We start from the raw sequence: 26,514 nt of genomic DNA on the forward strand, positions 1-26,514 counted from the left end.
GGCCTTACCGGCCCCACACTTCCTTCGCGATCTCGACCGCGAGGCTGAGCTTGGCCCATTGCTCTTCCTCGGAGAGGATGTTGCCCTCCTCGGTCGAGGCGAAGCCGCATTGCGGCGACAGCGCGAGCTGCTCCAGCGGGGCGAACTTGGCGGCTTCTTCCAGGCGGCGCTTGATGTCGTCCTTCTTCTCGAGCTCGCCGAACTTCGAGGTGATGACACCGACCACGACGACCTTGTCGCCCTTGGGCAGGAAGCGCAGCGGCTCGAAGCCGCCGGCGCGGTCACTGTCGTATTCGAGGAAATAGCCGTCGTAATTGGTACCGGCGAGCATGGTCTCGGCAACCGGCTCGTAGCCGCCCGAGGAGATCCAGGTCGAACGGAAGTTGCCGCGGCAGACATGCGTCGTCACCACCATGTCGGCGGGCTTCTCGGCCAGCGCGTAGTTGATGATACGGGCATAGATCTGCTGGAGGCCGTCCGGATTGTCGCCGCGCTCGCGCGCCTTCTGCAGTTCGTCCTGCGAGCAGAGATAGGCCCAGACGGTGTCGTCGAACTGGAGATAGCGGCAGCCGGCGTCGTAGAACGCCTTCACCGCCTTGCGGTAGGTCTTGCCGAGGTCCTCGTAGAAGGCGTCGAGATCGGGATAGACCTCCTTGGAGATCGACTTGCGGCCGCCGCGGAAATGCAGCACCGCCGGCGACGGGATCGTCATCTTGGCGGTGACGTGGGCCTGGTCGGCATACTTCTTCAGGAAGCGGAAATGATCCAGCATCGGGTGGTTGTCGGGGAAGTCGAGCTTGCCGACCACACGAACCGCATCATGGCGCGTCTCCACGCCCGCAAACTGGATGCCGGTGTCGGGGTGGAACAGCTCGCAGCCGGTGAGCTTGGCCAGGAAGTCGAAATGCCACCAGGAGCGGCGGAATTCGCCGTCGGTCGCGAGCTTGAGCCCGATCGAAGCCTGCTTGTGCACGACCTTCTCGATCTCCATGTCCTCGATCTTGCGCAGATCGTCGGCCGAGATCTCGCCCTTCTCGAGACGGCTGCGCGCTTCCTTGATCTTGGCCGGACGCAGAAGGCTGCCGACCTCGTCGGCGCGGAAGGGGGCTTTGGTTCGCTGCATTTGTTACTCCCGGGATATTTTCTATCGCGTTTTCAAGCGAAGTGGCTACCGGTTCACGTTAAGAAAACGCGTCGGACAAGTTAGTGGGCCGCCGCCCCGGCGACGCCGAGGTGACGCTCCAGGACCGAGGGGTCGGCCTTCAGCGCGGCGCTCGGGGCGTCGTGGACGATCGTTCCGCGCTCCAATATCACAACGCGGTCGGCCAGCCCCAGAATCTTTTGCGCATTCTGCTCGACGATGATCGAGCAGATGCCGCCCGCCCGGGTAATGGTGCCGATCGCCTTGAGCAGCTCCTCGACGATGATGGGGGCGAGGCCCTCGGTCGGTTCGTCCAGCAGCAGGACTTTCGGATTGAGGGTCAGCGCGCGGCCGATCGCCAGCATCTGCTGCTCGCCGCCGGAGAGCTGGTTGCCAAAATTGCTGCGCCGCTCCTTCAGCCGCGGGAACATCTCGTAGACCTTCTGGACCGTCCATGGGCCGGGCTGCGCCACCGCGGTCATGTTCTCCTCGACCGTGAGCGAGCGGAAGATATTGCGCTCCTGTGGCACCCAGCCAATCCCGGCGCGCGCGCGCTGGTCCGGCCGCATGGCCGTGACGTCGACCCCGGCGAGCGCGATCGAGCCGGAGAAGCGGCGGGTGACGCCGACGATGGAATTGATCAGCGTGGTCTTGCCGGTGCCGTTGCGGCCGAGCAGCGCCAGCACCTGCCCCTCGGCGAGGCGCAAGGACATGTTGGGCAGCACCACGGCTTCGCCATAGCCGGCGCGAAGCGCGTCGATCGCGAGCAGGTCAGACATTGACCGCCTCCTCGCCGAGATAGACTGCCTTGACCTGCGGATCGCGCGCGACCTGTTCGGGCGGCCCCTCCGTGAGCAGCGCGCCCGAGACCAGCACCGAGATACGGTCGGCAAAGGAGAACACGAGGTCCATGTCGTGCTCGATCAAGAGTACAGTGACGTCGCGCGGCAGCGCGCCGACGACCGCCAGAATGTCGTGGCGCTCGCTCTCGGGCACGCCGGCGGCAGGCTCGTCCAGCAGCAGCACGCGCGGCTTGGCCGCGATTGCGACTGCAATCTCGAGCAGGCGCTGCTTACCGTAAGGCAGCGTCACGGTCTGCTCGTTCATGACGTCGAGCAGATGGAAGCGCGTGAGCAGATCGGCAATTTCGCCATTGACGTCGCTGCGAGTGCCCATCCGCCGCCACCAGTCGCCGCCATGGCCAAGGCGCTCGGAGACGGCAAGGCCGATGGTCTCGAGCGGGGTCAGGTCGGGATAGAGCTGATTGATCTGGAAGGTGCGCGACAGGCCGCGCAGCACGCGCTTGTGCACGGGCAGATCCGTGATGTCCTGGCCTTCGAGCACGATGCGGCCCGAGTTCGGCTTGAGCACGCCGGTGAGTTGGTTGATGACGGTGGTCTTGCCCGCGCCATTGGGGCCGATCAGCGCGTGACGGGCGCCCTGCTCGACCTTGAGCGACAGGTCGCGGGTGACCCGCAGACCGCCGAACTGCTTTTCGAGATTCTTCGTTTCGAGCGCGATAGTCATGCGTCGCTCTCCGGCACAGCAACAACGGCCTTGCGCCCGGCCACCTGCTTGATGATCAGGTTCGGCACATAAAGTACCCAGCGGTGCAGGCGCTGGCGGCCGATCAGCACGATCACGACCAGCACGAGGCCGATCCAGAACTGCCAATATTGCGGGGTGATGGTCGAGAACAATTCCTGGAGCATGCGGAACACGACCGCGCCGATCAGCCCGCCATAGAGATAGCCGGTGCCGCCGATCACGAGCACCAGCATCAGATCGGCGGAGCGCTCGAACGCAAACACGTCGAGCGAGGCGATCGCGGTGGTCTGGGTGAACAGTGCGCCTGCGATGCCGGCATAGAAAGCCGCCAGCGTGTAGATCGCGATCAAGCGGCGGTTGACCGGAATGCCGATCGCTGCGGCCCGCAGCGGATTGTTCTTGATCGCACGTAGCGACAGGCCGAACGGCGAATGCACGACGCGGCGCGCGAACAGGAACAGGAGGAACAGCACAGCCAGTGAGTAGAAGAAGCCGGCTTTGCCGAACATGTCGAACGGGATCTCGCCGAAGATCGGCTGCATCTCGATGCCTTGCAGGCCGTCGGTGCCACCCGTGATATTGGAGAAGCGCTCGGCCAGTGCTTCCAGCAGCAGGGCGATGCCGAGCGTCACCATCAGTCGGGTCAGGTCGACGCCGCGGATCACCAGGAAGCTGGTGGCAAAGCCGAGCACCATCGCGGCAAGGCCGGACGCGACGAGCGCCAGCACGGGCTCTTTGATGATGCCGTGCAGCGCGAGGAGCCCCGCGGCATAGGCGCCGACGCCGAAGAATGCGGCATGGCCGAGCGAGACGATACCGGCATAGCCGAGGATGAGATCGAGCGACATCGTGAACAGCGCCAGCCGCAGGATGTCAGTCATGATCAGATAGCGCGTGGGGAAGGCGAAGCCGCAGGCCAGCACGATGAGCCAGAAGGCGATTTCGCCAAAGTGCCAGCGCGCCTGGCGCTGGGCGTGATAACCGACGTCGGAGGAGGCGCTCATCGGCAAACTCAGCGCGCGGCCGTGCGGCCGAACAAGCCGTTCGGGCGCCAGATCAGGATCACGATCATCATGGTGTAGATCACGAAGGGGCCCATCTTCGGCACGTAATATTTGCCGGCGACGTCGCCGATGCCGAGCAGGAGCGAGGCCAAAAACGGACCGGTGATCGAGGACGAGCCGCCGACGGTGACCACGATCAGGAAGTAGATCATGAACTTCAGGGGAAAGTACGGATCGAGGCCGAGGATCTCGGCGCTCAGCGCGCCGCCGAGGCCGGCGAGCCCGCAACCAAAGGCAAAGGTGAGCGCGAACACCTGCGGCACGTTGATGCCGAGACCGCTGGCGGCGCGCGGATCGTCAACGGCGGCGCGCAGACGGCTGCCGAAGCGGGTCTTGGCCAGCACCATCTGCAAAGCGATGGTGAGCAAGCCGCAGATTACAATGATCATCAGCCGGTAGCGGCCGATGCCGACGCCGAACACGTCGAACTGGCCCTGGAGCGCGGCCGGCAAATTGATGAAGACGCGCGAGGATCCCTGAATGTAGTCGACGGCCGCGACCGACATGAAGGTCAGGCCGATGGTGAACAGAACCTGGTCGAGATGGCTGCGCGCATAGAGGTGGCGGTAGAGCGTGCGTTCGAGCGCAATGCCGATCGCGGCCGCGGAGACGAAGGCGAGCGGCAGGGCGGCGAAGAACGGCCAGCCCATCCGGTTGACCAGTACCATGCAGATATAGCCCCCGGCCATCGCGAAGGCGCCATGGGCAAGATTGACGAAATTCATCAGGCCGAGCGTGACTGCAAGCCCGCAACCGAGCACGAACAGCAGCATGCCGTAGGCAACGCCATCGAACAGGTTGGTGAGGATTGCGGTCATCGGGAGCAGATCGTTGTCGAGAAAGTATCAGGTCTAGCGGAGTAGGCTGCTCTGCTCCCTCTCCCGCGTGCGGGAGAGGGCTGGGGAGAGGGTATCTCGGCAACGGGACAATCCCGACTTGAAAGAGCCCTCACCCGGCGCTTCGCGATAGCCGAGGCTTCGCCTCGGCGTCTCTTATAGGACGGCCACCAAAGCTGGCCTACGCTCTCCCGCAAGCGGGAGAGGTTTAGAAGAGCGCATCACTTCTTGGTCTTGCCGAGATCCTTGACGGCCTCGAAGGTCGCGAACTCGACATTGTAGAGCTCGCCGTCGACCTTCTCGACCTTGCGGATGTAGATGTTCTGCACGATGTCGCGGGTCTCGGGATCGATCGAGATCGGGCCGCGCGGGCTCTCCCACTTCTGTCCCTTCATGGCTTCGACCAGCTTGTCACCGTTGGTGTCGCCGCCCGTCTTCTTCAGCGCTTCGTAGATCAGGTGGATGCCGTCATAGCCGCTCACCGCCATGAAGCCCGGACGGTTGCCGAAGGCTTTCTTGTAAGCGGCAACGAAATCCTTGTTCATCTGCGAGGGATGCGCCGCGGAGTAGAGATGCGCGGTGACCGTGCCGAGCACGGCGTCGCCCATGTTGTTGAGCAGGTCGTCGTCAGTGACATCGCCGGGTCCGATCACTTTGATGCCGGCCTTGTCGAGACCACGCTCGGCATACTGCTTCATGAAGTTGCCGCCCTGGCCGGCCGGCACGAACACGAAGATTGCGTCAGGCTTGGCGTCTTTCATGCGCTGGAGGAACGGCGCGAAATCTGGGTTTTGCAGCGGCACCTTGACCTCTTCGACCACCTCGCCGCCACCGGCGGTGAAATTCTGCTTGAAGAAGTTCAGCGCGTCATTACCCGGCGCGTAGTCCGAGGTCAGCGTTGCCACCTTCTTGATGCCGTTCTTGACCGCCCAATCGCCGATGATGGTCGAGGACTGCGCAAGCGTGAAGCTGGTTCGCACGATGTAGGGCGAACGCTCGGTGATGATGGAGGTGCCGGCCGCCATGACGACTTCCGGAATCTTGGCCTGCGTTGCGAGCGGCGCCGCCGCGAGCGCGGCGGGCGTCACGCCGAAGCCGGCGATGAAACTGACCTTGTCGTTGACGATCAGTTCCTGCGCGGCGGTCTTCGTCTTGTCGGGAATCGCGGCGTCATCCTTGACGATGATCTCGATCTTCTTGCCGGCGACGGTGTCGCCCTTCTGCTGCATGTAGAGCTTGATCGCGTTCTCGATCTGCTTGCCGGTCGAGGCCTGGCCGCCGGTCATCGGCAGAATCAGACCGATCTTCACGGCGTCCTGCGCCTTCGCAGGCGCGATGGCGGCGAGGCCCGCGATGGCGGCCGCTGCTGCCGTCCGTGAAAACGTTTTGCGCTCGAACATCAGATGTCCCTCCCCTTCATTCCTGACCTCTTGTGCATCGAACCGAGTGCCCGGTCCTTGCCTTTACCTTAGCGCGCACGCGCATGTCGCCGCGCCACATGGCGTCTTTCGCGCCCTTATTGTCAATCGGACGTTTGGCGACCATTCGGCCCAAGCCGAACGCTCCGATCGCCGACGGCGGCACGCGGCATCGGGATTACGCCGGCTGCCCGAGCGTCCAGATTGAGCCCATCGCCATTTGTACGATTGTACAAATAAAATGTACCTGTCAACGAAAACTCGTTGCGCTCGGTCACGCCACTTTGTCGCGAGCCTCGGCCGGCAGTCTAGAAGCGCGACGGACTGCGTGGATGGAGGATTTCGCTCTCTTTTGCAGAATGTGTACCTCAGCGAGGCCTTGATCGACACTCCTCGGTAATAAAATACCCACCTCGAATAAGTCTATTTTACCGTGTTGAAGGCTATTCTCCTCGCGCCGGCCCGGTCCGGCGTCCAACGACCGAACGCGCGCGCACCGATACAATGCCCAAGATTCTTCGTTCCGTCCTCGTCCTCGCTGCCCTCGCAGCGGGGCTGGCCGGCTGCGGCACCGTCAACGAAAGACTCTCTGCCGGCATGGGCGACTACGTCCCGCAATGGGCCGGCGGCCTGCCGGCGGATGCCCCGCCCCGGCCGGGCACCCCTCAATACGACGCCTACATGAAGGAGCGCGAACGCAAGCGGCTGATGCCCGCCGCCGATCGCGAAAAGGAAGAGCAGGCGCAGAAGGGCGCGACGGGATCTTCGTCAGGCAGCGCGTTGCGGTAGGCGGTCATTCCGGGGCGATGCGTCAGCATCGGACCATGGCGCGCAGTTGCGCACCTGAGAATCTCGAGATACCGGGTTCGCCTCTTTGAGGCGCCCCGGGATGATAGCGCATCAATCCACAAACACCACGGTCTTGCGGCCATTGAGGATGACGCGGTCGTCGAGATGGTAGCGGATCGCGCGGGCCAGCACACGGCGCTCGATGTCCCGGCCCTTGCGGACCAGGTTTTCGGGCGTATCGCGATGGCTGATGCGCTCGACGTCCTGGTCGATGATCGGACCCTCGTCGAGATCACGCGTGACGTAATGCGCGGTCGCGCCGATCAGCTTGACGCCGCGCTCGTGGGCCTGGTGATAGGGCTTTGCGCCCTTGAAGCCCGGCAGGAACGAGTGGTGAATGTTGATACAGCGCCCCGACAGTTTTGCCGAGAGATCGTCCGACAGGATCTGCATGTAGCGGGCGAGCACGACGAGATCGCTGGCTGTGCTGGCGACGAGGTCGAGGATCTGCGCCTCCTGCTCGCGCTTGGTCTCCTTGGTCACCGGCAGATGATGGAACGGAATGCCGCCGAAATCGAGCCGGGCATAGACCTCGCGCGGATGGTTGGAGACGATCGCGGTGGGAATCATCGGCAATTCGCCGGTGCGCCAGCGATAGAGGATGTCGACCAGGCAGTGGTCGGACTTCGACACCAGCAGCATGACCTTGCGGTGCGCGGCGCGGTCGCGCATCTGCCATTCCATGCTGAAACGTTCGGCGATTGCCGCAAAGCCGGTCTGGAGCGCCGACAGCTCCACGGCGAGATCGGCCGCGGTGAAGACCACGCGCATGAAGAACTTTTTGGTCTCGACATCGTCGAACTGCTGGGCGTCGAGAATGTTCTGTCCATTGTGGGCGAGGAACGTCGACACAGCCGACACGATGCCCGGGCGATCCGGACAGGACAGGGTCAGGACATATTGATGATCGGGCATGTCTCTTGATGAAGGTTTGGGCAAAGGCCCGCGGAACTAGCTGCGATTTGCGGCCTCCTCTAGCACCGACGCCGCCCTTGCGCCAATCCCAAGCGCGGAGTCAGGATGAACGTACCATTGCGATTTGACTGACCGGAGCACGCCTATGGCCGACCGCTTGAACGGCACCCGCATCCTCATCCTGGAGACGCGCGAGGAGGCGCAGTTTTCGAAGCTTCTCGCCGAGCAAGGCGCCGAGGTCGTGCAGTGCCCGATGTTCACCATTCACGATGCGCCGGATCCCGCACCCGTCGAGGCCTGGGTCCGCCGCGCCATCGACCGGCCGTTCGACGACCTCGTGTTGATGACGGGCGAAGGCCTGCGCCGGATCATGAAGCTCGCCGTCGCTCGTGGGCTGGATCAGGCTCTCGTGGCAGCGCTTGCCAAATCGCGAAAATTCACCCGCGGCCCAAAGCCCGGCAAGGCGCTGCGCGAGATCGGCCTCGAGGCGCAGCAGACCACGGAGAAGCCGACCAGCGAGGGCGTGATCGAGATGCTGGGCAGGCTGGACCTGACGGGCCGGCGGCTTGGCCTCCAGCTCTATCCGGACAAGGACCACAGCGCGCTGACCGGCGCGCTCGCCGCGCAAGGCGCCGAGGTCGATACCGTGCTGCCGTATGTGTACGATTCCAAGGCGGCGGATGCCAACATCGTCGCCGCCATCGACGATATGGCCGAGGGGCGGATCGATTCCATCGCGCTGACCAATCTCGGCCAGGTCCGCCGCCTGATCGAGGCCGCGAAAGCGCATGGCAGCGAGGCGAAGTTGCGCGCAGGCCTTCAACGGACGCTGATCGCCTCGGTAGGTCCGGCGGTCTCCGGCGAACTCGCCGCGCACGGCCTGCGTACAGACATCTCACCGCCAGAGGACGCCTTTTTCATGCGTCCGCTGATCTCGGCGATGGCCGCAGCGCTGGCAGAACGGAAGCCAGTGGCGACGCGCTGATCCGCGGGGCCGGGTCTCCGCGATCCGGTCGCGCGCTTGCGGTGAGCCGGCGCGCTGAAACGGCGACGCATGGCGGCATGCGGCAGCTTCGATTGACACCGGCGTCACCGACGCTACCTTCTCGCGCAGAAGAAGAAACAAAGTAAAGGAATCGCCGTGACACGCGTCATCGCGTCGTGAGCACAGCCGCGCGACGATCGGCGCTCGCGCCATTCCGCATCCGCAATTATCGCTTTCAGTGGCCGTCCGACCTGCTTACCTCCTGGGCATTCGAGGTCGAAACGCTGGTGCTCGGCTGGTACATCCTGGTCGAGACCGGCTCAGTGCTGCTGCTCACCGTGCTTGCATCGCTCCAGTTCGTCGGGACTCTGGTGGCGCCGGTATTCGGCATGATCGGCGACCGCATGGGTCATCGCGACCTGCTGGTCGCGATGCGCCTTGCCTATACGGTGCTCTCGTCGACCATCATGGCTCTGGCGTTGACCGGTCATTTGTCGCCGCTCAGTGTCATGGTCATCGTCGCGATCATGGGCCTGATTCGGCCCTCCGATCTCGGCGTCCGGGGCGCGCTGCTTGCCGAGATCATGCCGGCCGAGCAACTGGTCGGCGCCATCAGCGTTGCGCGCACCACCCAGGACAGCGCCCGCATCGCCGGAGCATTGACGGGCGCCGGATTGTTCGCCGTTCTTGGCATTGGCCTCGTCTATGTGGCGATCGCATGCCTCTATCTCGTGGCCGCGCTGCTCATGCTCTGCCTGACCCGGCCGAAAAGGACCGTCACCACGAGCGATCTCCCGGCGAACAGTCACGCGATGTCCCGATTATTTGCCGACCTCAAGGAGGGGATCGTCTACGCCTGGAATGGCCCGGGAATGCGCGCGGCGCTGTGTGTCGCCTTTCTGGCCAATCTCACCGCATTTCCTTTCACCGGCGGACTGCTGCCCTACATCGCGCGGGAGATCTTTCAGACCGACCAGACCGGCCTTGGCTATCTCTCGGCGAGCTTCGCCGTCGGCTCGCTGATCGGCTCCATCACGCTGAGCTTGGTGAGCGGACTGCGCATTGCCCGGCTCCTGATCGGCGCGACGCTGGCCTGGTACGCCATGCTGCTGGTGTTCGTTGAGATCAGGACCCTGCCGGTGGCGATGGCCTGCCTCGTCCTGGCCGGCATTGCGCAGAGCATGTCGATGATCTCGGCAGCCGTGATCCTGATGCGGACGGCGAGCGCACATCTGCGCGGCCGCGTCATGGGTGTCCGCATGATGGTGATCTACGGCCTGCCGCTCGGACTACTCGCGGCCGGCAGCCTGATCGACATCATCGGCTATTCCGCCACGGGTTCGCTCTATGCCGCCTCAGGGATCATCGCGATGCTGGCGATTGCGATCCGCTGGCGCGCCGACCTCTGGCCGGTGCACGCCCCCGCCAATGCGCGTTAGTCCCCGTACCCGCGCAGCCGCTCGATATCGAGGATAGTGACGCCGCCATATTCGAGCCGCAGCAGCCCCTCTTTCTCCAGCCGGTTCAGCGCGCGGTTGGCGTTCTGGCGGGACATGCCGGAAAGCGCGCCGATCTCCTCCTGGGTGATCTGCAGATGCGCAGTCGATTCGGGATAGAGGATCGGGTTGAACAGCGAGGCAATGCTGCGGGCGAGGCGCGCGGTGGCGTCAAGCGTGCGGTTGACCTCGAGCATGCCGATGAACTGGCCGAGCCGCTCGTTGAGCTGGCGGACCAGGAAGCGGTTGAAGCCGACACTGTTCTCAAACAGCCACATGAAGGCGCTGCGTTCCATCAGCGCGACCCGGCTGTCGCGCAGCGCGACCACGTCGTAGCGTCGCGGCTCGTTCTTGAGCACGCTGCCTTCGCCGAACCAGGCCCCTGCCGTCAGCCCGGCAAGACTCGTCTCCTTGCCGTCGCGCGACACTCCGCCCATCCGGGCAAGGCCAAAGACCATGCCGGCCCAGTAGCCAAAGGTGTCGCCGCGCATGAACACGGTCTCGCCGGTGGCGTAGGACCGCTCGGTGATTCCGGCGCGTGCGACCTCGATCTCGGCCTCCGTGAGCTCGCGCGACCAGGCGGCGATGCGCTTCAGTTGATCCTCTGAAATCATGATCTCGAAGCCAGCCACACCGTTTCGTCACTCCGCTCTTCTGCTGCACTGCAACATGATCACCTCGGCGGCCATCCGACCAAAGATGGACGCCGCGCCCGCCCGAAAAACTTTGTCACCGAATTGTCAGGCCGAAGACATTTCAAAATAGCGCTTTCCCGTATTGAGAGCCACCTTGGGCGATGCGGCCTTTGAGCCCTGATGGGCACGAAGGCGGCGCGGCTCCGGTCGAGACCAATGGCTGCATGGCCTCACCAGGACGACCGTACTAGGATCGCCCGAAAACAACGGATGAAGAGCGCCACTGAAGGCGCCATCACCGGGAGGGATTTGTTTGGTGGCTAGTCTAGAAGTGCGCGGCGTGTCCTTGCGATTCGGTGGCGTCCGTGCGCTGACCGATGTGGGCTTCGCCATCAGGCAAGGCGAGCTGTTCTCGATCATCGGACCCAACGGCGCCGGCAAGACCTCGATCGTGAACTGTATTTCCGGTCGCTACAGGCCGACCGAAGGCCAGCTCCTCTACCAGGGCCGCGACATCACCGGATTGACGCCGAACGCCCGCGCCTCGCTCGGCATCGGCCGCACCTTCCAGAATCTCGCGCTGTTCCACCACATGAGCGTGCTCGACAACATCATGGTCGGGCGCCATCACCTCCTGAAGAACAATTTCCTCACGGGCTCGCTGTATTGGCTCACCGGCGCGCGCAAAGAAGAGCTCGAGCACCGCCGCAAGGTCGAGGAGATCATCGACTTCCTCGATCTCCAATCGGTGCGAAAAGCCACCGCCGGCACCCTCTCCTACGGCTTGCGCAAGCGCGTCGAGCTCGCCCGCGCCATGGCGCTGGAGCCGCGCCTCATCCTGCTCGACGAGCCGATGGCCGGCATGAACTTCGAGGAGAAGGAGGACATGGCGCGCTACATCGTCGATCTCAACGAGGAGTTCGGGATGACGGTGGTGATGATCGAGCACGACATGGGCGTGGTGATGGACATCTCGCATCGTGTCATGGTGCTGGACTTCGGCAAGAAGATCGCCGAGGGCGATCCCGCGGCGGTTCTTGCCGACCCTCACGTCAAGCGTGCCTATCTTGGTGAGGAAGACGAGGTGCTGGTCGATCCGGACGACGCCCCGCCGGCGCAGGAGAGCGCGGCATGATGGATTACGCAGGACGCGTAGCGCAGGCCGACACCTATCCCAAGATGCTCCGGCTCAATGCGAGGGAGCATGGCAACGAGATCGCGCTGCGCGAGAAGAATCTCGGGCTCTGGCGCATCTTCACCTGGAACGACTACCAGACGCGGGTGCGCGACTTCGCGCTCGGGCTCGTCGAGCTCGGCCTCGGCCGCGGCGACGTCATCGGCATCATCGGCGACAACCGGCCGGACTGGGTCGCGGCGGAAGTCGCGACCCATGCCGTTGGCGGGTTGAGCCTCGGGCTCTATCGCGACGTGCTGGACGAGGAAGCCGCCTATCTCCTGACCTATGGCGAAGCGCAGCTCGTCTTCGCGGAGGACGAGGAGCAGGTCGACAAGCTGCTCACCCTCGCCGACCGCGTGCCGAAGCTGAAGCACATCATCTATTCCGATCCGCGCGGCATGCGGAAATATGACGATCCCAGGCTGATGTCGGCCGAGAAATTCGCCGAGCTCGGCCGCGCGCGGGCCGTTCGGGATCCGAAGCTTTACGATCGGCTCGTGGATGCGACCAAGGGTGAGGACGTCGCGATCCTCTGCACGACGTCTGGTACCACCTCGCATCCAAAATTGGCGATGCTCGCGGCCGGCCGCGTGCTCGGCCATTGCGCGACTTATCTCGCCTTCGATCCGAAGGGACCTAATGACGAATACGTCTCGGTGCTGCCGCTGCCCTGGATCATGGAGCAGGTCTACGTGCTCGGCAAAGGCCTCTTGTGCCGGATGAAGATCAACTTCGTCGAAGAGCCGGATACAATGATGAACGATCTGCGCGAGATCGCGCCGACCTTCGTATTGTTCGCGCCGCGCGTCTGGGAATCGATCGCAGCCGATGTCCGCGCCAAGGTGATGGACGCCACGCCGTTGAAGCAGCGCCTGTTCGATGTCGGCATGAAATCGGGTCTGGCCGCACTCGCGCAGCGTAAGCGCTCGGGTTTTGCCGACGCGATCTTGTTCCGCGCACTGCGCGACCGGCTCGGTTTCACCCGTCTGCGCTCGGCCGCGACCGGCGGCGCGGCGCTCGGTCCTGAAACGTTCAAGTTCTTCCAGGCGATGGGTGTGCCGCTGCGCACGCTCTATGGCCAGACCGAGCTGTTGGGCGCCTACACGCTGCATCCCGAGGGCAAGGTCGATCCCGACACGACAGGCGTACCAATGGCCGACAATGTCGAGATCCGGATCGACAACGCCGACGTCCACGGCGTCGGTGAGATCGTGGTGCGGCATCCCAACATGTTCCTCGGCTATTACAAGAACCCCGAGGCGAGCGTCGCTGACCTCAAGGACGGGTGGCTCTGCTCGGGCGATGCTGGCTATTTCAACGCTCAGGAGCAATTGGTCGTCATCGACCGTATCAAGGATCTCGCCGAGACATCGCGCGGCGAGCGCTTCTCGCCGCAATTCATCGAGAACAAGCTGAAGTTTTCGCCCTATATCGCCGAGGCCGTGGTGCTGGGCGCCGGCCGCGACACGCTCGCTGCCATGATCTGCATCCGCTACTCCATCATCTCGAAATGGGCGGAGAAGAACCGGCTCTCGTTCACGACTTACAGCGACCTCGCCTCGCGGGCCGAGGTCTATACCTTGCTGCGCAAGGAGGTGGAGACCGTCAACGCGACGCTGCCGCCGGCCCAGCGCATCTCGCGCTTCCTGCTGCTCTACAAGGAGCTCGATGCCGACGACGGCGAACTCACCCGCACACGCAAAGTGCGCCGCAGCGTCATCAACGAGAAGTACGCAGGGATCATCGATGCGATCTACCGCGGCGATTCAGACATTCCCGTTGACACCGTGATCCGCTTCCAGGACGGCACCACGCAGCGCGTCCGCACGACCCTGCGCGTCGTGGATCTGGGTGGGCATCGGCACATGGCGGAGGCCGCGGAGTGACACACGTGATCGTCATGCGCAGGCTTGACCCGCGCATCCATCCCCTTCCGAGCAAGCTTCCGTCCACATCGATGGATTGCCGGGTCGGGCCCGGCAATGACGAACTGGGTCGACCGACATGAACACCGCCTTCCTCTTTCAGCTCCTGGTCAACGGCCTCGTGGTCGGCACGCTCTATGGCGTTGTCGCGATGTCGTTCGTGCTGATCTACAAGGCGACGCAGGTCGTCAATTTCGCGCAAGGCGAGCTGCTGCTGGTCGGCGCGTGGGTGTGCTGGGCCCTGCTGGCGAAATACCAGGTGCCGTTCTGGATCGGCATGCCGATGACGCTGGTGTTCATGTTCGTTTTCGGTATCGCGGTCCAGGTCCTGATCCTGCGGCCGATGATCGGCGAGCCCATCATCTCGGTGATCATGGTGACGATCGGCCTCTCCACCGTGCTCCAGGCGACGCTGAAATGGATGTTCGGCGTCAATCCGCAGCCGTTCCCGCGCGTGTTCGAGAGCCAGTCGGTCAGTCTGTTCGGCCTTCAGATCCAGACTGTCTATGTCATGAGCCTCGTGGTGTCGGTGGCGATGATGATCGGCATGGCCTGGTTCTTCCGCGCTTCCAAATATGGTCTTGCGATGCGCGCAACCGCATTCAACCAGCAGGTTGCGCAGTCGCTCGGCATTTCCGTGAAAAGCGTGTTCGCGATGGCCTGGGCGATCTCCGCGACGGTGTCGGCCGTCGCCGGCGTCGTCGTTGCAGTCGTGAACGGTGTGTCCTCTGGCCTTGCGGCCTACGGCATCAAAGTGTTTCCGGCGGCGATCCTCGGCGGACTCGATTCGGTCGGCGGCGCCGTGCTCGGCGGCATTATCATTGGGCTACTGGAGAACGTCGCGCAATATGTTGACAGCGAATATCTGCACTGGGGCAATCTCTACGAGATCGCGCCCTTCTACGTCCTCATCATCGTGCTGATGATCAAGCCTTACGGCCTGTTCGGCACCCACGACATCGAGCGGATCTGACCTATGGCCGGCCCTGCCCTCATCCCCGCTGGTGATTTCCGCACCACTTATGCCGCGGACACCACGATCTTCCCGACCACGACCAGCCGCAATTTTGCGATCGCCGGCGTGCTGCTGCTGTGTCTCGCGCCACAATTCTTCAGCGGCTACTGGCTCAGCATCTTGATCCAGATTGGCATCTTCTCGATTGCGGCCCTGGGGCTGAATATTCTCGTCGGCTTCACCGGCCAGATCTCGATCGGCCACGCCGCGTTCTTCCTGCTCGGCGCCTTCACCTCGGCCTACATCTCCAACAAGGCGTCGATCCCGGTGTTCTTCGCAATTCCGCTCGCCGGGATCGTCACTGCGCTGGTCGGGCTGATCTTCGGCATCCCTGCGGCGCGGCTGAAGGGCCTCTATCTCGTCATCGCGACGCTGGCCGCGCAATACATCCTGCTCGACTTCTTCTCCCGCGCCGAATGGTTCTCGGGCGGATCGGTGCCTGCGAGCGCCGAGCCGTTCTCGATTCTGGGCTACACGCTGCGCGGGGATAGGCAGTATTTCTACGTCGTGCTTGCCTATGTGCTGGCGAGCTACATCCTCGTCACCAATCTGATGCGCACGCGCGACGGCCGCGCGCTGGTGGCGATCCGCGACCATTATCTCTCAGCGGAGATCATGGGCATCAATCTCACCAAGTACCGCACGCTGTCGTTCGGCCTCGCCGCCTTCTTCGCCGGGATTGCCGGTGCGCTCTATGCGCATTACCAGCTCGTGGTCTCCCAGGAAGGTTTCGGCATAGAGCGCTCGATCCTGTTCCTGGCCATGATCATCATCGGCGGCACCGGCTCGATCATGGGCACGCTGATGGGCACCGCCTTTGTGGTGCTGCTGCCGGAATCGATGGAATTCCTCAGCCTACACTTGAAGGGAGGCGCAATCGACAAGGCGCTCTCGCTCAACAACAACATCACCTTCCTGCGCGAGATCGCGATCGGGGTGATCATCATCGCGTTCCTGATGTTCGAGCCTGATGGCCTCGCGCATCGCTGGCGGCAGATCAAGGCTTACTGGAAACTCTACCCGTTCTCGCATTGAGCGCGGAAGCTTCACTTAAACAATAACAGGAGGAACCGACCCATGACGATGAAGTCCCTTTTGAGCACCGCATCGCTCGCGCTTGCGATCGCCGCATTCTCGGCAAGCGCGCAGGCACAGATCGCGATCGGACATCTCGCCGATTATTCCGGCGGCACCTCCGACGTGGGCACGCCCTATGGACAGGCCGTCGCCGACACCTTCGCCTGGGTCAACAAAAACGGCGGCGTCGGCGGCAAGCAGCTCAACGTCGACACCAACGATTATGGCTACCAGGTGCCGCGTGCGATCGCGCTCTACAAGAAGTGGTCGGCGCCGGACTCGAAGGTCGCTGCGATCATGGGCTGGGGCACCGCGGACACCGAGGCGCTGACCGGCTTCCTCGCACAGGACAAGATTCCAGACATGTCCGGCTCCTATGCCGCCGCGCTGACCGATCCCGAAGGCGTCAGCGGCAAAGCCAAGCCTGCTCCCTACAATTTCTTCTACGGCCCGAGCTATTCCGACGCGCTACGCGCGATGCTGATTTGGGCGGCCGAGGACTGGAAGACCAAGGGAAAGTCCGGCAAGCCGAAATTCGTCCACATGGGCGCCAACCATCCCTATCCGAACGCGCCGAAGGCCGCCGGCGAAGCCATGGCACAGGAGCTCGGCTTCGAGGTGCTGCCGCCGCTGGTGTTCGCGCTCGCACCCGGTGACTACAGCGCGCAGTGCCTCAGCCTGAAATCTTCGGGCGCCAACTACGCCTATCTCGGCAACACCGCGGCCTCCAACATCTCGGTGATGAAGGCCTGCAAGACCGCGGGCGTCGAGATCCAGTTCCTCGGCAACGTCTGGGGCATGGACGAGAACGCCGCCAAGACTGCAGGCGATGCCGCCAATGGCGTGATTTTCCCCTTGCGCACCGCGGTGAGTTGGGGCGGCGATGCGCCGGGCATGAAGACCCTGATGGAGATCTCCAAGATGTCCGATCCCACCGGCAAGGTCTATCGTCCCGTACACTACGTCGCCGCCGTCTGCTCAGCGCTGTACATGAAGGAAGCGCTCGACTGGGCTGCCAAGAACGGCGGCGCCACGGGCGAGAACGTTGCCAAAGGCTTCTACCAGAAGAAGGACTGGGTTCCGGCCGGAATGGAAGGCGTCTGCAATCCCTCGACCTGGACCGACAAGGACCACCGCGGCACGTTGAAGGTCGATCTCTATCGCACCAAGGTCTCAGGTGCGACCGATGGCGACCTCAACGACCTCATGGCCAAGGGCACGATCAAGCTCGAGAAGGTCAAGACCGTCGAACTGCCGCGCAAGCCGGAATTGCTGGGGTGGTGAGCCCCCGCTTTGGCCCCCAACACAACTGTCATCCCCCGCGAAGGCGGGGGATCCAGTACGCCGCGACCTCTCGGGAACGTTGGGCGTCTCTGGAATACTGGGTCACCCCGCCTTCGCGGGTGACGACAGCGGAGAAGACTGCATGACCCAGACCGCCGAAGCAACGCGCCCCAACCCCAGCATCGTGCCTGCGCCCGTCCTCCTCAGCGTGCGCAACATCGAGGTCGTCTATGACGACGTCATCCTGGTGCTGCGCGGCCTCAGCCTCGATGTGCCCAAGGGCGCGATCGTGGCGCTGCTAGGGGCCAACGGCGCCGGCAAGTCGACGACGCTGAAGGCGATCTCGGGACTACTCAAGACCGAGGACGGCGAGGTCACGCGTGGCGATATCCTGTTCGAGGGCGACCGCATTAACGGCATCGATCCCGACAAGATCGTGCGCCGCGGCATCTTCCAGGTGATGGAGGGCCGGCGCATCGTCGCCGACATGACCTCGCTGGAGAACCTCAGGCTCGGCGCCTTCACCCGCAGGGATCGCGAGGTCGATGCCGACCTCGACATGGTCTTCAACTACTTCCCGCGCCTGAAGGAACGCACCGGACTTGCCGGTTATCTCTCGGGCGGCGAGCAACAGATGCTTGCGATCGGCCGCGCGCTGATGGCGCGCCCGAAAATGATCTTGATGGACGAGCCGTCCATGGGATTGTCGCCGCTGCTGGTGAAGGAGGTGTTCTCGATCATCCAGAAGATCAACCGCGACCTCGGCGTCACCATTCTGCTGGTCGAGCAGAACGCGCGCGCCGCACTCTCGGTGGCGAGCCACGGCTACATCATGGAGCAAGGCAAGGTCGTGCTCGACGGCACCGCGGACGAACTGCGCGACAACGAGGACGTCAAGGAATTCTACCTCGGCGGCGCCGGCGACCAGCGCAAGAGCTTCAAGAACCTCAAGAGCTTCAAGCGGCGCAAGCGTTGGCTTTAACTTTCCAGCACCTGTTCCGCTTCCGTGACTGCGCAGAGAACATGATAGAACGACGACGCAGGAATGGTGTCGATCAGCGATTTGCCGTCGCGGTCGAACTGATCGTACCAGCCGCCCTTCACGGGATGGCTGAGATAATGCCGTTCGAGCCGCAACAGCGCTGCACGCGCTTCATCCGCCGCGCCGGCCTCGCCGGACTCGGCCTGCGCGATCCACGCCTTCGCGATTTCGGTCTGGGGCCACAGCCGACGCGTGCTGCGGCGGATGTTGCCAGCGTCGTCGCCCTCGTCGATCAGGCAGCCCGTGGCCTCGTCGCGGTAGCGCAGCGAGGTTGCCAACAGTTCGGCGCGCCGCTGCGCGGTCGGGCATCCCGTGATGCGTTCGAAGCCCTTCAGGAGCCAGACCCATTCCGCCTGGTGACCCGGCTCGACGCTGGTCGGCTCGATCTTCGACCAGTCCTCCTCGAAATACTCGCCGAGCACGCACTTGCGCTTGTCATAGAGATTAGCGAGGAACAGCGCAAAGAACTCACCGGCGCGGTTCTGGAACGACAGATCGTGGGTCGCCTCGAAGCAGGCGATCATCGCCTCGAACAGATGCATGTGCGGGTTCTGCCGGCGCGGCAGCGAGACCGGAAGGCCTTCGTGGACGCCACCATGCGGCGAGCGCAGATGGCCGTCGAGGAAGGCGAGCAGCGCATCCATCTCGGCGCGCACCTGTGCATCCTGGTCGAAGGCGTAGACCGTCGCGAGCGCAAACAGGATGAAGGCATGGTCATAGGCATCGCGCCGGGCATCCAGCACCGCCCCTTCCGGCGCCAGCCGGTGCACATAGCCGGGCCGGCCGTCGGGCGCCTTCGCTCTGTCCAACAGATGCTCCAGCCCCTTCAGCGCGATCGCTCGCCCCTCGGGATACCAGCCCATCTGCGCGGCCTTGGCGTAGCAATAGATCTGGCGCGCCTGCACGAACACGCGCCGCGGCGCGGCCGCGTCCGCCGTGCCGTTCGGGTGCAGCCGGTCGATGAAACCGCCCGTGGCGTGATCCCAGCCGATGGTCGACCACAGCGGCAGCGCCTCCTCGATCATGCGGCGCTTCAGGCGCGCGACGACGTCCACCGCCTCGTCCGCCGCAATACTTCCTTCGTCCGCCATCGGGTCCTCTTCAAGCCTCGCCAATGGCCGTCTGATACCGATGCCGGCGGCGGCGTGCAACGGACCATGCCAACCCGGAAAGATCAGCCATGACCGCTCATTACGACGCCCTCGAAACGCGCGACCAGGGCGCGCGCGAGGCCGAGCTGTTTTCCCGGCTCCCGGAGGTCCTGCGCGGCGCGATGGCCGCTCCAGCCTATGCCGAGCGGCTGAGGGGCCTCGACCCCGCCTCGGTGAGGTCTAGAGAGGCGCTGGCGGGCCTGCCCGTGCTGCGCAAGTCGGAACTACCGGCCCTGCACAAGGCTTCCAGGCCGTTCGGCGGCCTTGTGGCGGCCGCGCCGGGGGCGTTCGCCCGCCTTTTCACCTCCCCTGGGCCCATTTTCGAGCCGGAGGGGCGCCAAGCCGACCCCTGGCGCGGCGCACGGGCGCTGTTCGCAGCCGGGTTCCGCCCGGACGACGTCGTGCTCAACACCTTCAGCTACCACCTCACTCCGGGCGGCTTCATCTTCGACGCATCGGCACGTGCGCTTGGATGCGCGGTGATTCCGGCGGGTCCCGGCAATGCCGAACAGCAGTTCGAGCTGATCGAGGCTTACCGGCCGGTCGGCTACATCGGCACGCCGGATTTCCTGAAGATCCTGCTCGATGCCGCAGCAAGCGGCGGCCGCGACATCTCCTCGATCAAGCGCGCTCTGGTCTCGGGCGCGGCGTTTCCGCCCTCGCTGCAGGCCGAGATGAAGGCGCGCGGCATCGACGCCTATCAGGCCTTCGGCACCGCCGATCTCGGCCTCATTGCCTTCGAGACCGAAGCCCGCGAAGGCATGGTCGTCAACGAGGACCTGATCCTGGAGATCGTCAAGCCCGGCACGGGGGATCCGGTTGCGCCGGGCGACGTCGGCGAGATCGTCGTCACCTCGCTCGACCCGCACCATCCCTGGATCCGCCTCGCGCTCGGCGACCTCACCGCGGCCCTGCCGGGCGTCAGCCCGTGCGGACGCACCAACATGCGCATCAAGGGATGGATGGGCCGCGCCGACCAGACTACAAAGGTGAAGGGCATGTTCGTCCGCCCCGAGCAGATTGCCGAAATCGGCAAGCGCCATTCCGCACTCGGACGACTACGCCTCGTCGTCTCGCGCCAGGGCGAGACCGACGCAATGACGCTGAAAGCGGAAACGACAGCTGCGAGCGACGCGTTGCGCGAGCAGATCGCCAGCACCTTGCGTGCCGTGACGAAGCTCGGCGGCAACGTCGAGCTAGTCAGCCCCGGCGTGCTGCCGAACGACGGCAAGGTGATCGCGGACGAGCGCTGACTTGGCCCGTTCGCTCAATCGGGAATTAACACGGTAAAATCATCAAAAACCGCATCCTTGCTCACCTCAGCTCGCGGAAAATTGCGCGAAACCAAGGCTTTGAAGGCAAGATTCCGGTGAGATTGGTGGCGGGAATTCGATCCGCCGCTCGGCGGGAATGCGAGGGCGCAAACGCGAAGGCTCTCTGCAATGCGTGCATCGGAGCTTCATCGTTCAGGTGCTCAGTTCAGGAATCGCATTCGCCCAAATATGTTTGACGGCTGCGATTTTCATGCCTAAGTAAGCGTTAGCGATCGGGACGAACCACCCGAACTCGCCGCTTCAGAAACACGAAAGATAACCGACACGAACGAGATGCGCGACGATCGCGTCTCGGCGTGTGACATCTTCGCGTGGCTCTCTGCTGCACAAGAGGTCTCACTCCGTGGCGTGCCGCCAAAGATGGAGATGAGACGATGGAATCTGATGAAGCCGAGAGCGCCAAGCGCCGCATGCATGACGAGCGGCGTCCCTACCAGGTAGGCTATGGCAAGCCGCCGAAGGCTACTCAGTTCGGAGTACGGCCGCAGCCCCAGCGGCGCACCCGCCCAAAAAGCGTGTATTCCCGGCAGTCGTCGAAGCTTACGAAATTTTTGGACCAGCCAGTCGAGGTCAAGCTCAACGGCCGCATCGCCAAGCTGCATCCGCATGAGGCGACGCTTCACGGCCTATTCGCCAGAATTATCAACGGGCAGCTTCGTCCGATCAAGCAGTTCCTACGCGAATGCCAACGCGCTGAGCTGCTCGAAGCTGAGGTCCTGCAGGAATCGTCGGTAATCCATGTTCCGAAGAACGTACCGATGGATCTCGCAGGATACATTTTGCTGCGAGAAGGTCCGCCGCCTCGGGACGAGGGGACCTTGAGACCGTATTTCGCCGAATATGAGCGCGATCTTGCCCTGCTGAAACTGCTTAAAGAGGAGGCCCTCCTGAAGGCTCGCGCAGGAGGTGAGAATGTCTACTAGAGACTCCGGACCAGGACGCGGAAGTGCATCCAAACGAAAGCAGCCGCCGGAGGAAACGCGTTTCAAAAAAGGCCGGCAATCCGGCGGGCAGGCCCAAAGGCGCCGTGAGCTTGGCCGGGATCACGCGAAAATTCGCCTTCCAAACGGTGCCCGTTACCTTGAGCGGCAGAAAGCAGCGGCTTTCCGAGGATCAGATTGGGCCAATGAGGAATCTCATGGGCGGGCTGGGTCGACGTAAGTTCTGCCGCACCATCAAGTAGAACAGGTTGAACTCCCGCTTCGATGGTCCCCACGCCCCTTGACGTAGCCTAAGAGCTCGCAGGTGATCCTGTCGACTCCTGGCTTGAGCCAGATCTTGAAGCGCGATTTCCAAGCCCGTGCCGTTAAGCTCCTCCGCAAGGGCTGCATCGAACCCGGCGGGCCCAGAATCCGCGGCTTCGTCCCAACGCGATAAGCCATGCCGATAAGCGTTGCGGCTCGAGGTTGCTTTCCCGGCGTTTGTTTGCGGACCTGTACTCTTCGCTGCGTTTGCCCGATTGGCTTCGATTCGCTTTGACGCCAACTTACCTCCTTGAATTCGGCTAGCGAGCGAACCATCGCAAGAGTGACGGCATCAATCCCCCTTTTCCGCGGCCGTTATGGGACCGTGTTCGATGCGGGGTGATCGGGACCCCGTTCATTCAACAGCGGGGCGATGAACGCATGGAGGTTTGACCCATCAAACAAATGGGCTGCGATGCCAGCCGCTTGCGCTGCAGCAAGATCACTCTGCTTGTCGCCGATCATGAAGCTAGCACCGATATCTACCGGATACCGTTCAAGCAGAGCTTTGATCATCCCTGGTTGCGGCTTGCGGCAGTTGCAGACGACACGATACCGCGCAATCAGGCCATCGGGATGATGCGGACAAAATTCGAACGCATCAATATGCGCACCAACGACAGCAAGCTCACGCGACATCCATTCGTGCAAATTGCGAACATGCCGCTCCTCGTAAAACCCCCTGGCGATTCCTGATTGGTTCGTCACGATGAACGCGAGATAACCAGCATCATTGACTGCCTTTACGGCCTGCTGGGCCCCTTTCACCCACCGGATTTTGTTCGGATCAAAAGCATAGCCGTCATCCTCATTGAGGACGCCATCACGATCAAAAAAAACTGCCGGACGCATCAAATCTTTACGGCCAAGTTGCACGGTTAACAGCCGATCTTCCGACAATCCCTGCTTCTTTTCAACAGTCGCACGATCAGGCAGGACCTCTGCCAGCGCATCTTGCGTCTTTCTCTGTGCTGCTCACCCGCTAACGCTGGCTGCGTTGCCCCCTCACCTCGAAGCGCTTTGTCCTGCACCACAGCTCCTGCCTGGAGAGAACATCGATCACTATCACGCGCTTCAGGCTGCAATCTTTCGCGACATCAATCCGCGGTCGGCTATCGAATGGCTCCTCGCCATTGACATTGCCGAACTCTCCTGGGAGATGCAGCGCTACCGGGTTCTGCGACACAGGCTCCTTAGCGCGTACCGGCAGAAGGCGGTCGAGATGACGCTTCGGCGCGTGGACGTCGCGGGCATGCCTCCCGACTTACAGGACGCCGCCGAAATCTACACGATTAGGAACGCGCTGGATTGGCAGCTCGATCCGGCTTCTGCCGTTGAAATCGAAGCCCGGCTCCGCTCCTACGGCTTCGATCAGCACGCCCTGAACATGGAAATCTATGTCCAGGCACGCGAAATTCTGTCCCTGTTTGAAGCGCTCCTGAACGGAACGCAGCTTCGGCGGCTCCTGCTGATAAGAGAATTGAGTAATTTTCGCCGATCGGGCCAAGCAAACTCCAATCGCACCGCATCAGACTGCGCGATAGCACGAAGATCCGATGATCAGGACTGACCTCGCGTGTGGACTTGTAAATTGCAGAAGCAAGATCAGAGCCCTCCCTCGCGAATCAAAACACGCCAAGTTTCAACGTCTCAATGGCTGTGCACCTGGCCTACAGGGGTGGGCTCAGCGACAAATGGGCTGGCGGGCGTTTAGCGGCCTATCCGCACCTTTTGCGCAGAATTTCGCAACTCATGTTTCTCGGTACAGACCAAAATGGAAGCCAATTGGAAGCTGGGCTGCGAGCATGATGAGCTAAGCGCGAGGATCAGGAACGTGATACCTGTCGCAGCGGAAATCGCAAAGATCTGCTCCAGCAGGATTGGCTGCCCGGCGGGAACAGCCACAACTTGGCCGCTGTTTCTAAATCGCTGGTAGGCCGTTATCTACAGTCTGAACTCCCGGCGTCAACAGTGACGGCCGACGCGGGATGTTCGGCATGGACATCGGCTCCTCCGAGGCCTAGGCATTCTGGACCGCGTTCTCGCGCAACGTCGCCCGCCGCAGGACCCTAATCGGGCGTCGAAGGACCAGTTCCCGACAAGGACCTCGTTTGTGCAGCGCGCCCTTACCTTACCTAGAAACTACCGTTCCATTGGGCTATGATTCCATGGGCAGCTTGCCCGCCATGGCAATCTGAAGTCTTCCGACTCGCCGGATAATGACCAGCTACACCACTCCGCGAGACACGATGCCAAGTCAGACTCGTCCAATATGTAACGAGAGCTCCGGCGACGCTCAGCACGTGAAGTTCGCGCAACCCGAAGACCGGTCACAGGCGACCAATTAGCTGCTCGACCTTCGCTCCGAGATCACGCTGTGCAGGCGCAGACGACGAGAGACATGGTTGTTTCAATATGCAGATCTCGCCTGTGACGCAGTCTCGCCTGCTCGTATTAGTGTTTTCGGCGCGCCAGTTGCGCGCCAAGCCTTGCGATTCAGCAAGGTCCTGTTCGGTTCGTCATCGAGCAAAGAGGCACCGATCAGCGATGCAATCTCATGAACGGTAAACGACGGGAAGCGACCGCCGCCATTCTTCTTGCTCAGGACGGGCGTCTTCTATTGCAGCAGCGTGACACTGTTCCTGGAATCCTACATCCGGGGAAAGTTGGATTGTTTGGGGGCCATCGCGAAGGCAACGAGTCTTTCCTGGAATGTATTGTAAGAGAGGTTTATGAAGAGATCGGCTGTCGTTTGCCGGCTTGCCGTTTTGAGCACTTGGCTACGCGAGCTGGAGACGATCCCGACGTGCCAGGCGGCGTCATGCATGGAGAGATCTTCGTAGTCCGCAATGTCCCCCAGTGAGGGAACGCTACTTCTGATGCAGCCTGCATCAATTCCAAAAATCGCCCATAAGCTCGTCCCGTCCGCTCATTTTGCCCTCCAGTGCTTTGGATTTCGCCTTTAGTCCTGTGCGTTAGCTGCAAACTGCCCTCGAGTCTGGCGTGTCGTTTGCCGCCTGAGTTCATGCCTGTCGAAGATCGAGGCGGCCAAGGTCTCTCCGGATGGGTCGCGCATATTTGCGCTTGGCTGCTGCTCCAAAACGCACAAGCGAGCAAAATCATTGCGAGCAATTCGCCTGCATGGCAGGTCTCCGAATTAAACTGAACAGTATGATGCTCACCCGTAGGTGAGCGCACGGACAAGTCATAGGCAGCAGTGGATTGCCCGGCGCCGCTTCACCTTCGCGCTCCGACGTTTCATGATAGATGCCGGCCACGCTCGGTGATGCCGTTCGTGATGTACAGTCCATACTCCTGCCGGCTCGCAACTTCGGCCGGGTTTCTTTTGGTCGTGCTAGATGGTAACTGTAGCCTACGGCCAGGATCGTGCGCCATGTCCAGAGGGGGAATCCCTTAAAAGCGTTCGGCGAGTGCATCTAGCTCGTGTTCAGCTCCTGGCCTTCTACGCTTCTTGCATAAATGCACGCCACGAATGAATATGTTCCCCGGCGCTGGCTTTCCAAGTTGCCTCGGGCCCTTGGGGTTGTCTAAGGTTGTTGAAAGATGATGATTTCGCCTTGTGCCAGACTTTGCGCCAGCACCTTCTCGACGTCGAGCGTGAAGAGCTCACCATTCACGGGGCGCGCCACCCAGCCAGGGCGCATCAATCCAATCGCGGCGCAGCGCCGCGATGAAAGTCATTGTCTTCAGGTGGCCGAAGGGCGCAGATGGTTGAAGATGCTGACTGCTCGGTCGCAGCCACGCAGGTTGGTTTTGGTCCAAGTCTTGTCAGTAGTCGCGAAGCTTTAATCCGGCGCTGATAGGGCTTCCAGCGTATCCGTTTACGGGGCGATGTCTGGCCAATTCTGCTCAGCCGGCCGAACGGCGCTCAACCCTTCGCGACGGAAAAATGTCCACATTGCACTGACGGCCGTCCTGATCCCGCTCGCCGCCTGTTCCTTCGTTGATTCACGCAACGCAAGGTGAATGGCCTCGGGCAGCTCCGCTGCGCAGCCACTCGGCATTCATGCCGGACAGAACCGCTTGTTGTGGCGGGCCAATTTGCGGGACGAAACGGCACGGGTCTGCCGCCTCAGAATTTTTCCATGCCGAAAAGAATTGTGGATGCGCGGAGACTGATTACCCAGTCGCCTGAGCATTTATGCACGGTCGAGCCGATCGTCCGGGATGATCGGAGGCAACGCAGAAGCAAACATGCCAAGTGGATTCCGAACAGCTACCCCCTGACTCTGTCGCGACTGTTCGAACTACATAGCAGCCCCATCAGCAGCGGCTCTACGGCGCTTCAAATTGCTGGGATGAAAGGTTCCTTTCCTATGCATGCCGAGCAGATAAAAACAGTGCGCAGACGCAGCGC

Annotated in this window: 23 protein-coding genes; 13 read left to right on the top strand and 10 right to left on the bottom strand. The window is 62.5% G+C overall.

Annotation, left to right across the window (positions count from 1 at the left end; all coding sequences use genetic code 11):
• Nucleotides 1–4 precede the first annotated feature (4 nt).
• From IVA91_RS15045 to IVA91_RS15070, 6 genes are all read right to left on the bottom strand, one after another.
• Complete coding sequence (locus tag IVA91_RS15045; protein WP_247448958.1) at nt 5–1,123, bottom strand: cobalamin-independent methionine synthase II family protein; 1,119 nt, start codon at nt 1,121–1,123, stop codon at nt 5–7.
• Between the two features lie 80 nt (nt 1,124–1,203).
• Nucleotides 1,204–1,920: an ABC transporter ATP-binding protein gene (locus IVA91_RS15050; protein WP_247448959.1), complete on the bottom strand. Its 717-nt coding sequence runs from the start codon at nt 1,918–1,920 to the stop codon at nt 1,204–1,206.
• Nucleotides 1,913–2,668, bottom strand: a complete 756-nt coding sequence (locus IVA91_RS15055) for an ABC transporter ATP-binding protein (RefSeq protein WP_247448960.1) — start codon at nt 2,666–2,668, stop codon at nt 1,913–1,915. Before IVA91_RS15055 ends, IVA91_RS15050 begins: the two co-directional genes overlap by 8 nt.
• Nucleotides 2,665–3,693 (bottom strand): branched-chain amino acid ABC transporter permease, encoded by a 1,029-nt coding sequence (locus IVA91_RS15060; RefSeq protein WP_247278759.1) that lies wholly within the window; start codon nt 3,691–3,693, stop codon nt 2,665–2,667. The genes IVA91_RS15055 and IVA91_RS15060 overlap by 4 nt, the downstream gene beginning before the upstream one ends.
• 8 nt (nt 3,694–3,701) lie before the next feature.
• Entirely contained in the window at nt 3,702–4,571 is an 870-nt protein-coding gene (locus IVA91_RS15065; protein ID WP_247458888.1) for a branched-chain amino acid ABC transporter permease, read from the bottom strand.
• Between the two features lie 239 nt (nt 4,572–4,810).
• Nucleotides 4,811–5,989 carry an ABC transporter substrate-binding protein gene (locus IVA91_RS15070; protein ID WP_247448963.1) on the bottom strand — a complete coding sequence of 393 codons (1,179 nt, stop codon included), beginning with the start codon at nt 5,987–5,989 and terminating at the stop codon, nt 4,811–4,813.
• Nucleotides 5,990–6,511: 522 nt separating this feature from the next.
• Between IVA91_RS15070 and IVA91_RS15075 the strand changes: the two genes are divergently transcribed.
• Complete coding sequence (locus tag IVA91_RS15075; RefSeq protein WP_247422020.1) at nt 6,512–6,796, top strand: hypothetical protein; 285 nt, start codon at nt 6,512–6,514, stop codon at nt 6,794–6,796.
• A 111-nt stretch (nt 6,797–6,907) separates the two neighbouring features.
• Here IVA91_RS15075 and purU read toward each other — a convergent pair whose 3' ends face one another.
• Complete coding sequence (purU, locus tag IVA91_RS15080) at nt 6,908–7,771, bottom strand: formyltetrahydrofolate deformylase (RefSeq protein ID WP_247448964.1); 864 nt, start codon at nt 7,769–7,771, stop codon at nt 6,908–6,910.
• A gap of 145 nt (nt 7,772–7,916) precedes the next feature.
• On the opposite strand from purU, the gene IVA91_RS15085 reads away from it, so the two are divergent.
• Nucleotides 7,917–8,756: a uroporphyrinogen-III synthase gene (locus IVA91_RS15085; RefSeq protein ID WP_247448965.1), complete on the top strand. Its 840-nt coding sequence runs from the start codon at nt 7,917–7,919 to the stop codon at nt 8,754–8,756.
• Nucleotides 8,757–8,932: 176 nt separating this feature from the next.
• Nucleotides 8,933–10,195, top strand: a complete 1,263-nt coding sequence (locus tag IVA91_RS15090; RefSeq protein ID WP_247458889.1) for an MFS transporter — start codon at nt 8,933–8,935, stop codon at nt 10,193–10,195.
• On the opposite strand, the gene IVA91_RS15095 is transcribed toward IVA91_RS15090, so the two are convergent.
• Nucleotides 10,192–10,866, bottom strand: coding sequence for a Crp/Fnr family transcriptional regulator (locus IVA91_RS15095; protein ID WP_247448967.1), 675 nt, complete (start codon nt 10,864–10,866; stop codon nt 10,192–10,194). The two genes, IVA91_RS15090 and IVA91_RS15095, sit on opposite strands and share 4 nt — an antisense overlap.
• 334 nt (nt 10,867–11,200) lie before the next feature.
• Here IVA91_RS15095 and IVA91_RS15100 point away from each other — a divergent pair, with 334 nt between their 5' ends.
• The 6 genes from IVA91_RS15100 (at nt 11,201) to IVA91_RS15125 (ending at nt 18,347) form a co-directional block, all read left to right on the top strand.
• Nucleotides 11,201–12,022: an ABC transporter ATP-binding protein gene (locus IVA91_RS15100; protein ID WP_247448968.1), complete on the top strand. Its 822-nt coding sequence runs from the start codon at nt 11,201–11,203 to the stop codon at nt 12,020–12,022.
• Nucleotides 12,019–13,950, top strand: a complete 1,932-nt coding sequence (locus IVA91_RS15105) for a long-chain fatty acid--CoA ligase (RefSeq protein ID WP_247458890.1) — start codon at nt 12,019–12,021, stop codon at nt 13,948–13,950. The genes IVA91_RS15100 and IVA91_RS15105 overlap by 4 nt, the downstream gene beginning before the upstream one ends.
• Nucleotides 13,951–14,068: 118 nt before the next feature.
• Complete coding sequence (locus IVA91_RS15110; protein ID WP_247278769.1) at nt 14,069–14,962, top strand: branched-chain amino acid ABC transporter permease; 894 nt, start codon at nt 14,069–14,071, stop codon at nt 14,960–14,962.
• 3 nt (nt 14,963–14,965) lie between these two features.
• Entirely contained in the window at nt 14,966–16,039 is a 1,074-nt protein-coding gene (locus tag IVA91_RS15115; RefSeq protein WP_247458891.1) for a branched-chain amino acid ABC transporter permease, read from the top strand.
• 42 nt (nt 16,040–16,081) lie between these two features.
• A complete protein-coding gene (locus IVA91_RS15120; protein WP_247448971.1) occupies nt 16,082–17,365 on the top strand; it encodes an ABC transporter substrate-binding protein in 1,284 nt (427 codons plus the stop codon).
• Nucleotides 17,366–17,507: 142 nt separating this feature from the next.
• Nucleotides 17,508–18,347, top strand: a complete 840-nt coding sequence (locus IVA91_RS15125) for an ABC transporter ATP-binding protein (protein WP_247448972.1) — start codon at nt 17,508–17,510, stop codon at nt 18,345–18,347.
• Here the strand turns inward: IVA91_RS15125 and IVA91_RS15130 are convergent.
• Complete coding sequence (locus IVA91_RS15130; protein ID WP_247448973.1) at nt 18,344–19,498, bottom strand: AGE family epimerase/isomerase; 1,155 nt, start codon at nt 19,496–19,498, stop codon at nt 18,344–18,346. The two genes, IVA91_RS15125 and IVA91_RS15130, sit on opposite strands and share 4 nt — an antisense overlap.
• An 89-nt stretch (nt 19,499–19,587) precedes the next feature.
• Here IVA91_RS15130 and IVA91_RS15135 point away from each other — a divergent pair, with 89 nt between their 5' ends.
• Nucleotides 19,588–20,811, top strand: a complete 1,224-nt coding sequence (locus tag IVA91_RS15135; protein ID WP_247448974.1) for an AMP-binding protein — start codon at nt 19,588–19,590, stop codon at nt 20,809–20,811.
• A 455-nt stretch (nt 20,812–21,266) separates the two neighbouring features.
• Complete coding sequence (locus IVA91_RS15140) at nt 21,267–21,815, top strand: hypothetical protein (protein WP_247458892.1); 549 nt, start codon at nt 21,267–21,269, stop codon at nt 21,813–21,815.
• A 636-nt stretch (nt 21,816–22,451) separates the two neighbouring features.
• On the opposite strand, the gene IVA91_RS15145 is transcribed toward IVA91_RS15140, so the two are convergent.
• Nucleotides 22,452–23,036: an HAD family hydrolase gene (locus IVA91_RS15145; RefSeq protein WP_346015490.1), complete on the bottom strand. Its 585-nt coding sequence runs from the start codon at nt 23,034–23,036 to the stop codon at nt 22,452–22,454.
• 97 nt (nt 23,037–23,133) lie between these two features.
• Here IVA91_RS15145 and IVA91_RS15150 point away from each other — a divergent pair, with 97 nt between their 5' ends.
• Nucleotides 23,134–23,706 carry a hypothetical protein gene (locus IVA91_RS15150; RefSeq protein ID WP_247448976.1) on the top strand — a complete coding sequence of 191 codons (573 nt, stop codon included), beginning with the start codon at nt 23,134–23,136 and terminating at the stop codon, nt 23,704–23,706.
• 2,536 nt (nt 23,707–26,242) lie between these two features.
• The coding region (locus tag IVA91_RS15155; protein ID WP_247458893.1) for a hypothetical protein at nt 26,243–26,514 on the top strand (272 nt) is incomplete at its 3' end.

This window comes from Bradyrhizobium sp. 153, from assembly GCF_023073835.1.
In the GTDB taxonomy this organism is placed as follows: domain Bacteria; phylum Pseudomonadota; class Alphaproteobacteria; order Rhizobiales; family Xanthobacteraceae; genus Bradyrhizobium.

Excerpts from the sequence above, each read along its gene's own strand:
- IVA91_RS15045 (WP_247448958.1), bottom strand. The coding sequence starts at position 1,123 with ATGCAGCGAACCAAAGCCCCCTTCCGCGCCGACGAGGTCGGCAGCCTT.
- IVA91_RS15050 (WP_247448959.1), bottom strand. The coding sequence starts at position 1,920 with ATGTCTGACCTGCTCGCGATCGACGCGCTTCGCGCCGGCTATGGCGAA.
- IVA91_RS15055 (WP_247448960.1), bottom strand. The coding sequence starts at position 2,668 with ATGACTATCGCGCTCGAAACGAAGAATCTCGAAAAGCAGTTCGGCGGT.
- IVA91_RS15060 (WP_247278759.1), bottom strand. The coding sequence starts at position 3,693 with ATGAGCGCCTCCTCCGACGTCGGTTATCACGCCCAGCGCCAGGCGCGC.
- IVA91_RS15065 (WP_247458888.1), bottom strand. The coding sequence starts at position 4,571 with ATGACCGCAATCCTCACCAACCTGTTCGATGGCGTTGCCTACGGCATG.
- IVA91_RS15070 (WP_247448963.1), bottom strand. The coding sequence starts at position 5,989 with ATGTTCGAGCGCAAAACGTTTTCACGGACGGCAGCAGCGGCCGCCATC.
- IVA91_RS15075 (WP_247422020.1), top strand. The coding sequence starts at position 6,512 with ATGCCCAAGATTCTTCGTTCCGTCCTCGTCCTCGCTGCCCTCGCAGCG.
- purU (WP_247448964.1), bottom strand. The coding sequence starts at position 7,771 with ATGCCCGATCATCAATATGTCCTGACCCTGTCCTGTCCGGATCGCCCG.
- IVA91_RS15085 (WP_247448965.1), top strand. The coding sequence starts at position 7,917 with ATGGCCGACCGCTTGAACGGCACCCGCATCCTCATCCTGGAGACGCGC.
- IVA91_RS15095 (WP_247448967.1), bottom strand. The coding sequence starts at position 10,866 with ATGATTTCAGAGGATCAACTGAAGCGCATCGCCGCCTGGTCGCGCGAG.
- IVA91_RS15105 (WP_247458890.1), top strand. The coding sequence starts at position 12,019 with ATGATGGATTACGCAGGACGCGTAGCGCAGGCCGACACCTATCCCAAG.
- IVA91_RS15110 (WP_247278769.1), top strand. The coding sequence starts at position 14,069 with ATGAACACCGCCTTCCTCTTTCAGCTCCTGGTCAACGGCCTCGTGGTC.
- IVA91_RS15115 (WP_247458891.1), top strand. The coding sequence starts at position 14,966 with ATGGCCGGCCCTGCCCTCATCCCCGCTGGTGATTTCCGCACCACTTAT.
- IVA91_RS15120 (WP_247448971.1), top strand. The coding sequence starts at position 16,082 with ATGACGATGAAGTCCCTTTTGAGCACCGCATCGCTCGCGCTTGCGATC.
- IVA91_RS15125 (WP_247448972.1), top strand. The coding sequence starts at position 17,508 with ATGACCCAGACCGCCGAAGCAACGCGCCCCAACCCCAGCATCGTGCCT.
- IVA91_RS15130 (WP_247448973.1), bottom strand. The coding sequence starts at position 19,498 with ATGGCGGACGAAGGAAGTATTGCGGCGGACGAGGCGGTGGACGTCGTC.
- IVA91_RS15135 (WP_247448974.1), top strand. The coding sequence starts at position 19,588 with ATGACCGCTCATTACGACGCCCTCGAAACGCGCGACCAGGGCGCGCGC.
- IVA91_RS15140 (WP_247458892.1), top strand. The coding sequence starts at position 21,267 with ATGGAATCTGATGAAGCCGAGAGCGCCAAGCGCCGCATGCATGACGAG.